This is a genomic window from Reinekea sp., assembly GCF_982785585.1.
In genome coordinates this window covers 182,228-195,387 of sequence record NZ_CEYAVF010000001.1, presented here as the reverse complement: position 1 = coordinate 195,387, position 13,160 = coordinate 182,228, and the positions used below count along the sequence as shown (strand labels likewise).

Sequence of the window (13,160 nt, the reverse complement as noted above, 5' to 3'; positions counted from 1 at the left end):
GTAGACGGTTGGGCGGCCCGGGCCACCGTTAGCTAGCTGTCGGTCTGGTTCTGTGTCTTCTGTTGATGGCTGCGCAGACGGTGACCGATTTGGGCCGAAAGCTCATTGCATTCGTTGATAACACTCATGTACACATCGTTTATTTCCAAGCCACCCGCCTTGGCGATTTCTACCGTGCGTTTCTTATGATTAAGTACCTGGAATTCATATTGCTTTAAGAGTCGAACGTCACTGATTTCCTTCAGCGTGCGTTCGATTTTCAACAGTTCTTCAAAGGTGGCAAAGAGTTCCTTGGCAATGCGATTTTGTTGGCTGAGCGCCTTTTTAATTCGCTTATCGCGCAGTTTATAGAGCAGCGCGAGGGACAGCAGCAGCATCAACAAGATTAATTCTTTCAGACTCTCGAGCCCGGTCACCGCATCGGAAAAGATATTCAAGCCAAAGTTTGGATCATAGTATTTGGCACTGATCGGATGCAGATTCAGCAGCCGTAAGATTGGATCGTTGGTCGGGTTGACGTCGAGCAGCACCGGCGCCTTGGCGCGTAAGTCACTGGTATTGAGCGCCTCCAGAATGATAGCGACCTTGTCATCGCTAATATTTCGACTCGCGGCCAACACGGCCATGGTGCTGATCGTGGGCACCGCTTGAGCGGGTAAGGGGCCATTGATCGAGGGGTACACTCCGGCCGGAATAAAGTCCTTACTGTGAAAGATATGGTTGAAGGCAAAGCCCTCTGCCGGTGTAACCGGCATCAGCTTATACTGGCCGCTAAACAAAACATCGCGTAGATCCGGATTCAATAGGCCGGTAGTCACGATGGCCCCTTCGATAGCGGGATTGTTTAACAATTCCTTAAAATAGAGATCGTTCCCGACCATGGTTTCATCGTCTACGCTGAAAAACTCCATCAGCTGCTTAGCCTGGGTGCGGTAGCCGGAGCCCTGCACGCCGAGGATAAAGGGCTTACCTTCGAATTCCTGCACGGAGTTGGCGTTGCTGTCCTTGCGCACCACTATATGGGAATAGTCTTTCCACAAGGGGGCCACGATGCTCAGGTTCTGCAATGAGACCGAACCAATTGCTAAAATGCCGACATCAACCGCACCCTTGCGCAACAGCTCGCTGTTATTGACTGAGCCGCTGGTCGATAGAATTTCGATGACATACCGATCGCCGGCGATGCGCTTTAATTCCGACTCAAGGTGTTTACCAAATTCGTAATAATAGCCGCCCTTGGATGCCGTCGCGATCACGATGGTTTCCTTGTCCTGTTCCTGCTGCCAAGCCCACAGCAAGATCGCCGTCGCGATTAGGCCAATGACAATCCAGTTAAATGCTTCTTTAAAACGATACCAGTTCATAGGCGGTTCTCTGTGTAACGCAACTCGCGGACTGAGTGGCGTGTGGAAAAAGGGGTTCGGACTGCGCCCGGTGTCGCGGTCAATGTCATAGTTCAATCACAATTTCTTTGTCGTGCTGTTCGGCCGCGGCGAGCCAGGTTTTTACACCCAACATGGCCTTCATTGGCTCACCCAACGCGGTATTTTTTTGCGCATCGCGGGCCAGGTGCAGATGCAGCTTGATGGCCAGTGGTTGGCCAATATAGCGCTTCAGCAGGATCCGGGTCAGGGTCAGATAGTCGTCATGGGTATAGCGCTGCAGATCCTCGGCACTGAAGGTGGCGAGCGTGAAGCGACAACCGTTCATCCGGTCTTGCAGTTTATAACCCAGCACCGAGTCGCCCCCTAAGGCATTGCCACCGAGCAGACCGGTCATCTGTTGACTGGGCAGATAGCGCTCCAGTACCACGCCCTCGATCAGCTTAATGGTCTTACCCGGAAACAGACAGGCCAGGAGCGCAAGCGCGCCCTGCCAACTGCCGGTGGCGTCGCCAAACAGACGCTTGACCTGCACCCATTGGCTAGCGCTAAGTAAGCCCCGACTCGGCTCAGTCAGATCGGCTAAGGCATCCGAATGCAGAAAGCTGGCAAAGCTGTTGTGGCCATGGCGGGCCTGTTGCAGTACCGGCTGGTAATGATCGCTCATCGCCACGGCCTGTGCTTGCAAGGGCATTAACAATAACGCCAAGAGGGCCGGTATGGGCCCCTGCTCATCGGATTCGACCGCCGCGCCATAGAAGCCAGGCAGCAGTGGGCCAAACTCGGCGCTGGCGGATGCGCTGCGCTGGATCAGCGCATCCGCCTGAAGCGGAGTATCGGTTATCATATTACCGCCCGGGTGCCACTGGCCGCTGGCCAATAGAGTAGATCCTGCTGTTTTTCATTCTGTACGCGCAACGCCATAACGCTGTTAATGGCCAATCGCCCGCGCAGCATTTGCCAGATTAATAAGCAAAATTGCCAACAATCGGCATCACTTCGAAACGCGCTGCGCTCTAACCTCAGGGTTACTTCTTGGCCGAGAATAATACTGGTGCCGCGCGTTATCGTCGTAGCGCTGACGCTCAAGCTGAGCAGCGCATCGACTGAACGCATGAGCCGACGGCGTTCGTCGAAGTGACTGTCTTCGGGCGGCAACAGACCCCGCAACTGATCGACTAGGGCCGCCAAATCGCCGCGTTGCTGCGCGCTCTGCTGCGCGTGCAACATTTGCCACTGCGCCTGTTGCTGATCCGGTGCCGCGATCCATTGGCTCGGGCTACAGACCAGATGGCCACTTATTGGCCCGCTCAGGGTGGCGCCGGTCGAGGACCGACTGGCCGCGTCGCCCTGGTGCGTTAAGCATTCGATCATCACCAGTCCAGCGCTCGACGCCGGTCGATCCAATCGCATCTGGACTTGGGGTTGACGCGTCTGCCGCAGCAGCTGATAAACGCCATCCTGAGCCCCTCGATGCGCCACCTCGGCGATCGGATAATAATCATGACGCTCACCCTGGGCCAGCTGCTCATTGACCGAGACAATCGCGACCAGCTGCTGCACAGATAGGCGTTCGTCTGCCAGTGCAAGCTGATATAGGCTTTGCTCTAGCTGGCGGGTAAAGGGCAGCAGCGCACTCGGCTGCAGGTTAATCAATGGCAATACGTTAAGGGCCAGCTGGCTCAGCTCAACCTGTTGCGGCAGTATTTCGCGCAGGCTGAAATGAATCCGGAATGTCTCGCCGGCCGTCAGAGCACGTTGTTCTAGGGCCGGGCTTAGATCAAGATCGAACGCCAAGATGCGCTCGGGTAAACACCAACATTCTTGCAGCCAACGCGGTCGGCTCGTTTGCACCCGGTTATCGACCGCGGCCAGCCAACTGCCGTCGGCCACCTGATAGGCCGGTTGCCAGGCACTGGCCGGCAGCGGCAGGCGCTGATCAGCGTATGATAATTCCCAGCCATCGACACCAGTAGCCAGATGATAGGCGAGGGTCTGGCTGTCGTGCAGGTCACCCACCAGTTGAACGCGAATCGGTTGAATCGGCGCTGCAAGATCGCCCTGGACGGTGAACTGAAGGCTCAATGCCTGCCCAGTCTGCTCCAGGTCGGTCAACACCAGTGGCAGGAGAGTACAATCGTGCGCGACCTGCCAATGCACAGATCCGTCCTGGCTGCCCGAAACGAAGGCGGTACCGGCGGTAACGGTCTGCGTGTCGGCACCCACCTCGGCTTGTGCCAAGACCATAGCCGGCAGCGGCAGGAGCAGTTCCGGCGCGATGGCCTGCAACCAGCCCTGAGCCTGCTCGTCCCGATCTTCGGCCATCTGTTCGGCCTGTCGGGCGGCCACGAGTGCGACGCCTTCGAGCAGGCGGGCAACATCGGGATCGGTGTTGTCGCGCTGCAAATTGACGGCCAGATCCGGGTAACGTTGCGCTAAATAGGCTGCATCGTTCCGCAACTGCTGCAATATTTTTTCGTAATGCTCTTTCAACATGGACTGATAACCTACCCCATTAAGGCGAGGTGAATTTTTCCATTGCTCAATTTTAACACCGCCCGCTCATGCGGCGTTGCGGGGTCGGCAATGAGTTCAAAATGCAGTACAAAAACCAAGTCCGGTTGTCGATTCTGCTCCCGGTTGCGCACAAAGTCCTGCACTACTTGGCTGCCTTCGCTGTCCCGAAAGGCCCGAATCGACAGGTGCTGAATACGCGGTTCCATATGCGCTAAGTAAGCGCATAGATCCGGCCAACTTTGTTCGTCGGTCAGGCGATTCAACGCCGGAAACCACTGTTGGTATGCCCGACCGTACTCGCCAGCACCCGGTTGCAGGCGGTGGTTCAGACTCTGCTCAAGATACTCTAGAACCGACGCCTGGTGTTGCTCGGCATGGCTTTGGCTCTTATGGCGAAAACCCAGCTTGGCCGGTTTGGCTTGGAGCATGCGTTCAAGCAGGCGCACGGCAGCGTCTCCTAATGATGGGTGCCAATGCACCGCGCAGTAATGTGGCCAAGCGCGCACGATGACCGAGGTAAATGACCATCTTAGAAGAAACCTTCCGAACTGGCTTCGCTGATAAAGTCCCCAGTTCCGGGTTCTGGACCGAGATATTTCCAGGAAATCTCTCGATAACTGAAGGTTAACAATTCCTTCAAGATGCCATCGTCGGAGATAAAGTCCCACGGGGCGGCATAGATCAGCTGGGCATCGTCGAGCACGATACGATAATCGTATTCAACGGCGTCGGTTTCCTTATTAACCCAGTGCCAGACCACCTCGACCTTGGGAAACAACTCATAGTTGGTCAAGGCCGACATCAGCCGGGGCGTGAAAGCATCCACGGCACGCACTAGCTGTAAGGTCTGATGACGCAGAGTCTGATTGCTCGCCGAGAAGGCATCATTGACCGTTACCCAGCCACGCGCGTCGGTCTGAATACCACCCAAACCCAAACCATGCCGCATATCGAACAGCACATTGTTTTCGACCACCGGGCCACTGCTCGAACTGATGTTTAATAAACCTGCCATCTCGACGTCCTTATACAAATAGGGTCATGGATTTTATTCAGTTCCATTGCAGCACCAAATCGACTGCCCGGTCGTAATCGGGTAAGCGGGCGCGCAGCGCAATATTCAATAACTGCCCACCCTGAGCGTCGCTGTGCCAGTCCAGCTGGACCGATTCAAGCGGTTGCCGTTGCCACTGCGAGCGACTAACCAAGCCCGGACTCTGCACGAAGGGCTGCAGCCATTTCTGGGCCATCTGTTTTATTTCATCCGGACTGCCGTGGCCCAACCCTTCCCGGATTAGCACCTTGAGGTGGCGGGCAAACTGGTTTTGCAGCAGCAGCAGCTCGCTGTGTAAATCCTGCTGGGCCACGGAGTATTCTGGGCCGAGCGATGCCAGCCCGGCGCGCATTTGGAAACGGGGCGCGAAGGCCATACGTTGTTGGTTACTCAGACAACTGTTAATGCCCAGATCGGCGAGAATCTGTTGCCGCTCTGGGCTCAGTCGTTCATCCACGCGCCGACTGGCATCGGCAGGCCAAGAGCGCATTTGCAACGGCCGCAGGTCGCACGGCTCGGCACTGGCCAAGGCGGTACCGACCCGCAGTTGCGAACGGGCAAACTCGTAGATATGCCAGATGTGCAGGTGAGCCCAATGGGTCGTCGGCAAGGACTCGGCAAAACCGATACCCGAGGCAAGCGTTTGATAACGGTGCGCGGCGCGGTAGGCATACTGCCCGGCCGATAAGAGCAGATAGCGGCTGAGGGGTGACTCCATCAACGCCCGCCATGCGTAAAAGCGCGGTTGACTCAAAGGCTCATCGGCTAGCGTCGCGTCCAGATAGAGGCTTGGCGCTATGGCGACACTCAGCACACATTGCGCTGCGGCCGCGGTCACGGCGAGTGCGGCCAACAATTCCAGGTCTGCGGGACGGTCGCTAAGGTCAAATTGAAAGCTGGCTAGATGATAGGGGACGCCGCCGAACTGCCCAAGTTCATCGCCGTAAACTAGGGCATAGAATTGGCTGTCCCGCGGATTGGACACGCTGCTCTGATCTTCAACCAGCTCGGCCTTGCTCAGGTTAAGCAAGGTGATGCGATAGTGGGGCTCACTGCGGTCGGCCTGAACCTGATCGGCCTTGAGATTACTGACAAGCTGATGCACTAGGGTCCAATTGCGTTCCAACAGCTGATAGTCAGGATGCGCTAGCACCTCGGCCACGCTCTGTTCCAGCAGGGCACGCAACTCGTTGTAGCGCAGCCACAGTTGCTCGCTGTTGGGCCGGTCCTGCTCGTGCCAACTGACCCAGGGCGCTAGGCTGGCGAAATCAGCGAACTCGGTCGTTCCGCTCGCCTGTTGGCGCAGGGCCTGCATCGCCGCTTGCAGGGCGATGAAGTATGCGCTGCAGGTCAGCAATTGAGTCGGTTGAAAATCCACCAAGCGCTTGAAGCGCAGCTCAACTCGATCACCATCGGCGAGACGCAGATCCACTTGCGGCGCCATGCGCTCAATAACCTGATCAAAATTGGCAATGTCGATATCCATCTTTTGCCACAGCCGATGACCCAATTGGCCCACCACCAGGGCACGTACCGCGCTCATCCCAGTCGGCATATTGGCACTTTTAAACAGCGGCGTTAGGGCCATGGCTTAGAGCTCCATGGCTAGGGTGGTGGTACTTAGATCCCAACAGTCAGCGACGATCGGCGGCGTGGCCAGCTGACTGGTGGCCAACCGATTGAGCATCGGCATATGTTGCTTAAAGCGGAAATTGAGGTCGAAATATCGGATACCTAAGGCCGCGAGCCGATCTTCAAATTCTGGAAACTGCGCTATGGGTAGGCGCGTGGTGCCATCTTTAAATTCTTGCACAAAGCGCGCAAAGCCAAGCGCGCCGGGGTATTGTTTCTTCACCACATAACGGCCCACGGCGATACTCAATTCAAAGCTCTGACAGGTATCGCTCCACTGCATCATCTGACTGATTGGGAAGTTATTGTTACGCAGCAAATACTCGCGTTCCGGGCACACCAGCGTCAATTTGCTTTCATGCGGCAACAGGGTCGCGTTGATATTGACCGAGATCGGCTTAGCATCGATAAAGACTTGATAAAACGGCTTATTATTAAATCGATAGGCCGAACCATTGTTGAGATACTGATAGAGCGTTGGGGTGAGTGCCAACGAGGCATTTTCAAGCTTCTTGGCGCTGAATACGCCATTGCCTTTTTTTACAAAGGGCGCCAAGACCGCATCGTGAAATGCCCACAATAGGCCCTCCTCGACATAGGCTAGATTGGGCACGCTGGTAAGCGGCACGCCATCGAGGTTGGCCAAGTATTGATTCTGCCATTGTTCCTGCACAGCACAGGTCGCTTCTTGCATCAGATAACGCTGACTGGCAACCACCGATCCTTTAAAAATTCGCCAAAAAGCTTTGGTGCTGGCCTTTTCCCGCCCGAGCTGGGTTTCAATGGCCGAGACCGCTTTCCAGGCCTGAGCATAGGCGGTAGTGCCACCACCGGGGTTGCGCGGCGCGAGAAAATTTTCCCGCATGGCCGCCAGAGACACCAAGCGCTTTGAGGAATTGGCGACAATATCGCTCAGGCCTTGCTGATAGAGCAGAACCATATCGGACACGTCAGCCATGGCCAATTGCATCTCGGTCGGTGAAGGGCCCGCGCCACCGCCGCTGTCGAGTGATTTCTGGGTTTTCTGCACGGTTTTCGCCATCTTAGCGATGGCCTTGCCGCCCGAGCCCAGCTTACTGATCAGCTTGATCGCGGTTTTGGTCGCGGCCTTGTTGTCGGCGCCACCCCCCGGAGCCGTTTGGCCCAGCAGGGCCAGCACCTGATTGTAATAGTCGATCAGATACAACCAGTCCGGCTCGCGCTCGGTGCCGATGAAATCGATCAGTTGATTGTTGGCCTCGGTCAGCACTAAAAAGAACGGGTTCTTAGCATTGCGTAAATTTTCGACAAAACCCTGCCAATCATCCTGGTTAGCCAGCACCTGAGCCCCGTCGCCAAAGTTGATCAGGAAGTCTTCCCACTGCTTTAAATACTCACTGTAATAGTCCTCGCGAAACAGGCGCAATTCAACCAGGTAAGCCGGTGCATCCTCAGGCAAGGCAATGCGGTCGCCTAAGTCGTCGAAGCCAATGCCACTGATCTGTTCCATGCTGTCCAAGAGCGCGTCAATGGCTGCTTTGCCACCGACAGTATAGGCGCCCGGGACTTCATGCTTTTTTACCAGGGTTGCGCCTCCGCGCCAATAATTCTTGAGCTGCACCCGGTCGCCATAGGCGACCTTGTTGGCCCATTCGATCATCCACGAGAACTGCCCGGGGAATTCCACCAAGATTTGCTCCAACAGTTCGCGCTTGGCTTCGAGATCTTGGGTCACCAGCTCGCCGTCACCACTCCAGTCAAGGTGGGCACGGTACACGCTATTTAATCGATCGACCTGCTCCTGATCGACAAAGTCCGGCAGAGTTGGGAACGTCAGCGAATAGGGCGGCGCCAGAGCCGTCAGTTCCTTGCCGCGCGTCCCGCTGGTGTAGGCCTCAAGCCAATTAATCTGATCGATCAGCGTATTAACAAACTGACCCATTAGCTTGATATCACGACCGACGAGCAGCTCCTCGGTCGCCTTGATCTTCAGATCGCTTTCCAACCGAACCAGCAATGCCACGTCACTGCGACTGACGAAGTTCATCTTCACGTCTGCAACGAAACGATTGTGGGTGATCCAGGGAAACCAGATACGACCATCCAGGGCGTTAATCACCGTCTGCAGGCGATAAAAGATATTGATGTTTAAGAACGCGTCTTGGCGCTCAACCAATGTGCCAGCATATTGCTCGCGCAGGTCACCGACAAAGTTTCGATGACCGACGTAGCTATAGCCGAGCAGACCCAGCACCAGTGCCAAGACCATTAGGTAGCCGCCAAACAGGCCGTTACGCATTTGCCGTTGACGTTGCTCGGCCTCGGGCAAGATGCCCGCTAATCGATTTTCGGCGGCGAGAATCTGTTCGAGAAAAACCTTAACAAAAGCCGGCTTGGTGTAACCGTCCTCAGTGGTTATCTGTGCGCTCAGGCAGATGCCGCGGATGTCTGGGGTGTTTTGGAACGCACTGACCTGGAAGCAGCCATTGACGAAAGCCGACAGCTTGCTTGAATAACCGCGCAGCGTCGACGGCAGCTCAATTAACGAATGTGCCGATTCATGTTGCAGCAAGTAGGTCAGAGAACGCTTCTGAATGGTCTCCGTGACATGGTCGATAAACTGACCCATAAATTCGTCGCTGCCGATGCCATCTCGATTCAAGACCCCAAAAAATTGATCACGTTCGGCGTCACTCATCAGGTCGATCAAGACCGCCATGCCCGGCAGCTGTTCAGCGCCCGTCAGCTGTATATAGACGGGCATCTTGACACCAGTAAGACTCATGGCCTCGTCGATTCGTTTGCGATACAGCTCGCCCAGCTCGGCCAGCTCATCGGCAGAACGGTTTATCAATTCACTGATCGACAGGGCCACGACAAAACCGTTAACCGGGTTGGCCGGCCGTTGAGTTCGCAACAGGCGCAACAGGCGCAACCACTCGTCCAGCTGAGGGGCGCTGCTGGTTAAGGAGGTCGAGGTGGAAATCAATACCGCCTGGTTGGTTAACCACCAGCGGGTTTCGAAATCGGGGCTGTTAAAGTCGCTCTGATCCACACTCGGCTTGCCGACATTGGCCGCTGCAAGGGTGGCCTCTATGGCCGCGGCCGGGGTACCCACGACGACAAACCAAGGCAGCGCGTATTTGGGATTTTGATTGCGCGCTAAGCGACTGCTGGACAAGAACCGCAGCACGGCGTGCAGGCGCTGGTCGACCCCAGGCTTGACCCAACTCGTTGCCAGTTTCGACCAAAAACTCGTACTCTCGCCGACGACGGCCGGCTCAAAATTCGCCAGATGCATGGCACGGGAGCGCGCTTTATAGCGGATAAACATCCAGCGCAACAGGCGCCAGCTCAGCCATAGGGCAAAGATAAGGCCGGCCCAGCCGAAGCCCGGCTGCATATTCTCACCATTGATGACGTAACTGGCCCCCAGACAGATGGCGGTAACCACACCCCAGATCAGGACCAGATAAAATATTTTCAGCACCATTCTCATGGAGTTTGTTTCCTGTTTTTTTGTCTGTTTAGCCGTCAAAAACCCTGCCGCAGCAGGCCTGTTGTAACGGACACCTTTGGCTTACAGTGTTTTTACCAAATTTTCTATCAAACCCAATAGATCGACTCGCATCCAGGCCACCGCAACCGTGACCACCAGCAAGGGCACGCCGTACATCAGCGCCCAGCCCTGAGGCTTCGCGCCGACATCGGCATCTCCACCGGCCATCGGTTGCTGGCTAAACCACATCGCCTTGGTATCCGCCACGCCTTGCTTTTGCATCAGCAGTTGGTAATTCGCCGTTCGAATGGCGGCCAGCTCCTGGACGCCGGCATCGGTATAATATTTGCCGTGAAAACCGAACGCCAAGCAATAGAAAAACACCTCCCGGACATCCATCTCGAAGGCGTCAAACTGATCGAGGGCACTGAGTTTTTCAAAGAACAGTTGACCTCCTTTAACGGTATTAAAATAATGCTTTTGCGCTAGCTCGGTGCGCCATTGATCCTTGATAGACAGATCGGAACCAATAATTTTTTCATCGAGCCATGCGACCACAGCAAATTTGGCGTCATCATAATGCTGACTCTGGTAGCCCCCCTCTGTTGCCAGATGGGCCTTGGTGGCCAGCAGTTCATCGAGGCGCTGACGCACGGCGGTGTCGGACATGGGTTCACTGTCAACGGCGGTCAATTGCCGGACAAAGGTGAACACATCGACGAAACAATCGACCAAATGCATAGACTTATCCTTTGAGTTGGGCCAGTTCGACTGAGATATCATCTGGTCGGTCAGGCCAATAGAGCACCAAATCCTCACCCTGTTTAATGGCGTGCAGCAGATCGCTGGCGTGGTCCAAATTTAGTCGGAAATACCACGAATTCGGGCGTTGAGGCAGTCCCTCTGGACGGTTCGCCTCGGCCACAATTTCGATACCGGGGATCGCCTTGTCCAATAGAGTGGGCAGGAGATTGGCGGGCGCCAGCTTGGCAAAGGCCAACAAGTCATCGCGCCAGTCACTGACCGGCGCAGTGCTGCGCACAATCATAAAGACTCGACTTAGGTTTTTGGCAAAATCCGCCGGCAAGACCGCTTGCAGTCGATCCACTCCGGACGGTTCCAGACGCACTAGGCGCTCGGGGCGCACGGACAATTCATTGAGTGTCTCTAACAGGCGCTCTTTGAGCTGTTTAAAAGAGCGATCGGCTTTTCTGTGTTCATAGTTCAGAGCTTCAGAATTACTACCGCGTTGCCCAAGTACATCGACGCGCGGGGTAAAAACACTCACTTCCGCCAAGAGCTGCTTCAGACAGAGATACAGCTCATCAGGGGTGGCTCGCTTGGAGGCGCTAATATGATCGAGCTGCGCGGTGTAGCGGCTTAGAGTTTGCAAGGCCAGACGGAAGCGGAAGATGCGACTGCTGAACTCGCCATTGTCCTGACCACCCTTGTAGTCTTCCAGCTGGCGACAACGGTCAAGCAACTCCTTGAGCAAACTGCCAACCAGGTGCTGCAACGCCGGCACGCCAGCAATTACTAGGCTAGGCGGGATGAACTCAGCGTCCTGTTCGATGCGATCGTTGCGCCAAACCAGGCGGGCGATCGGAATTGACTGTTCTTCCGGTTGCAGATACTGACCATCTGCGGCTGTGCCCGGCGAATATTGGCTATGCTTGAGGGCAATGCGCAAACTGTGGGTTAGCACCGGAATATCGATTGGGTCGCCACCCTGATAGAGATCGGGCATCGGCACGGGGCTCTCCGTGTCCAGATAGCGTTGTCCGAGCGCCTTCTGGTTGATTCGATGCTTGGGCAGGGCCAGGTAGACGATTAGACTGGCATCCGCGCCAAAGGCTTCACTGCTTAAGACCAGCGGCGTCACCGTTGCGGTGTCGGGCAACTGCACCCAGGTGCCATCCTGAAACACTAGGTCGGCAGTCTGAACTTGCACGATGTTTTCGACCAACAGATTTTCATCAAGCTTGGCTGAGATAACACCCCAGTGATCTCCGGCAAGGGTTTTCCAGACCTTGTCGATGGTGGCGTGCAGGGCCTGGTCCTGATACTGAAAATGCTGCGGCTGCAAAAACAGACCATGATGCCAGTAAAGTGGTTTATGCATGATGTGCCTCGATTCCTATCAATAGTCACGGTCAGCGACTATTGGCTGATAACGCTGTTGGTTCATTATTCGACGGCCCGGCCACAGGTCAATTAACCTGAATAGCCACCGAAGCTATTTCTTGTTCGCCCGCATCTAACCAGATCTTCAAGCGCGCCGGGCGCTGACGCACGACCTCTTTGTTGAGCGGCCACAGACGGGTAAGTAAGCCGGTTTCTAACGATTCTGATACGGCCGGGATACTGATCAAACGGGTCACCGTTTTGTATTCATCGAGCCGATAATAGCCCGCCAGAATACCCACATAGCGTACGCCCTCTTCTCGATCAAGGGTCAGGGTCATGCTGCCGCCGGGCATCAGATAGAGCTGCTTTTCGGCCAAAAAGCTGGCATCCAATGCCGACTGAGTCAGCATATCCGCTAAACCAAAGGGGTCTTGACGCAGTCGATTGAAATTCTTGGGGTTATCGAGTTGAATCACCTTGACCACCGTGGCATGACTGGCGCCCTCAAAGACATTGAGTTCGTCCTGGGCTGAGATGCGCAGCAATAGGGCCTCGTTCTCATACAGCCATTCCTGCGCTTGGGGAATTGTACTCGCCGTCAGGGTCCATTTGCGTGCTCGATCGTCCCACTGCCAGCCGGTGCGGTCTTCACTGGCCTGACTGGCCTGTTCCGCAGCAGTCAGGTTTTGCGTCGGCACCTCGCTGGTAACCGGTAGCTCCACTCCAGGCAAGGCCTTACTCAACAGCTGCTGGACCATGCCCACCCCACCACCAGCCGGGTTAGCCCCGATCAAGCCCAGTGGCAAGGCGCTGTCATTGGCCTGGGGTGAGTCCTGCGCTACCTCTGCCGAGGCCATAGGCTGTACCACCATGCCTGGGGCATAGGTTTCGATCGACCCGTCCCAGGCCTGGCCTTGCGGCGGCTTTTTAAGCAGCGCACAGCTGGTCACCAGTAGGCACAGCGTTACCG

Annotated in this window: 10 protein-coding genes; all 10 read right to left on the bottom strand. The window is 55.7% G+C overall.

The features are described from left to right. Positions 1-32 precede the first annotated feature (32 nt). Positions 33-1,364: a TAXI family TRAP transporter solute-binding subunit gene (locus AC4FIC_RS01035; protein WP_100255737.1), complete on the bottom strand. Its 1,332-nt coding sequence runs from the start codon at positions 1,362-1,364 to the stop codon at positions 33-35. Between the two features lie 85 nt (positions 1,365-1,449). Further along, positions 1,450-2,229: a type VI secretion system baseplate subunit TssG gene (locus AC4FIC_RS01030; RefSeq protein WP_100255736.1), complete on the bottom strand. Its 780-nt coding sequence runs from the start codon at positions 2,227-2,229 to the stop codon at positions 1,450-1,452. Continuing rightward, on the bottom strand, positions 2,226-3,878 hold the full coding sequence (locus tag AC4FIC_RS01025) for a type VI secretion system baseplate subunit TssF (RefSeq protein ID WP_100255735.1): 1,653 nt from the start codon (positions 3,876-3,878) through the stop codon (positions 2,226-2,228). The genes AC4FIC_RS01030 and AC4FIC_RS01025 overlap by 4 nt, the downstream gene beginning before the upstream one ends. 11 nt (positions 3,879-3,889) lie before the next feature. Beyond that, positions 3,890-4,345, bottom strand: a complete 456-nt coding sequence (locus AC4FIC_RS01020; protein WP_100255734.1) for a hypothetical protein — start codon at positions 4,343-4,345, stop codon at positions 3,890-3,892. 83 nt (positions 4,346-4,428) lie between these two features. Beyond that, the gene (locus tag AC4FIC_RS01015) at positions 4,429-4,914 is read right to left on the bottom strand and encodes a type VI secretion system tube protein Hcp (RefSeq protein ID WP_100255733.1); all 486 of its coding nucleotides are present in this window, start codon (positions 4,912-4,914) and stop codon (positions 4,429-4,431) included. Positions 4,915-4,951: 37 nt separating this feature from the next. After that, entirely contained in the window at positions 4,952-6,541 is a 1,590-nt protein-coding gene (locus AC4FIC_RS01010; protein WP_476194785.1) for a type VI secretion system contractile sheath domain-containing protein, read from the bottom strand. Positions 6,542-6,544: 3 nt separating this feature from the next. After that, positions 6,545-10,063, bottom strand: coding sequence for a type VI secretion protein IcmF/TssM N-terminal domain-containing protein (locus tag AC4FIC_RS01005; protein WP_476194786.1), 3,519 nt, complete (start codon positions 10,061-10,063; stop codon positions 6,545-6,547). Positions 10,064-10,144: 81 nt separating this feature from the next. Beyond that, positions 10,145-10,804 carry a DotU family type IV/VI secretion system protein gene (locus AC4FIC_RS01000; protein WP_476194787.1) on the bottom strand — a complete coding sequence of 220 codons (660 nt, stop codon included), beginning with the start codon at positions 10,802-10,804 and terminating at the stop codon, positions 10,145-10,147. Positions 10,805-10,808: 4 nt separating this feature from the next. Continuing rightward, a complete protein-coding gene (gene tssK / locus AC4FIC_RS00995) occupies positions 10,809-12,185 on the bottom strand; it encodes a type VI secretion system baseplate subunit TssK (protein ID WP_273285749.1) in 1,377 nt (458 codons plus the stop codon). A gap of 88 nt (positions 12,186-12,273) precedes the next feature. After that, entirely contained in the window at positions 12,274-13,140 is an 867-nt protein-coding gene (gene tssJ, locus AC4FIC_RS00990) for a type VI secretion system lipoprotein TssJ (protein ID WP_476194198.1), read from the bottom strand. Positions 13,141-13,160: the final 20 nt, after the last annotated feature.

Coding starts and splice junctions, on each gene's coding strand:
- AC4FIC_RS01035 (WP_100255737.1), bottom strand. CDS start 1,364: ATGAACTGGTATCGTTTTAAAGAAGCATTTAACTGGATTGTCATTGGC.
- AC4FIC_RS01030 (WP_100255736.1), bottom strand. CDS start 2,229: ATGATAACCGATACTCCGCTTCAGGCGGATGCGCTGATCCAGCGCAGC.
- AC4FIC_RS01025 (WP_100255735.1), bottom strand. CDS start 3,878: ATGTTGAAAGAGCATTACGAAAAAATATTGCAGCAGTTGCGGAACGAT.
- AC4FIC_RS01015 (WP_100255733.1), bottom strand. CDS start 4,914: ATGGCAGGTTTATTAAACATCAGTTCGAGCAGTGGCCCGGTGGTCGAA.
- AC4FIC_RS01010 (WP_476194785.1), bottom strand. CDS start 6,541: ATGGCCCTAACGCCGCTGTTTAAAAGTGCCAATATGCCGACTGGGATG.
- AC4FIC_RS01005 (WP_476194786.1), bottom strand. CDS start 10,063: ATGAGAATGGTGCTGAAAATATTTTATCTGGTCCTGATCTGGGGTGTG.
- AC4FIC_RS01000 (WP_476194787.1), bottom strand. CDS start 10,804: ATGCATTTGGTCGATTGTTTCGTCGATGTGTTCACCTTTGTCCGGCAA.
- tssK (WP_273285749.1), bottom strand. CDS start 12,185: ATGCATAAACCACTTTACTGGCATCATGGTCTGTTTTTGCAGCCGCAG.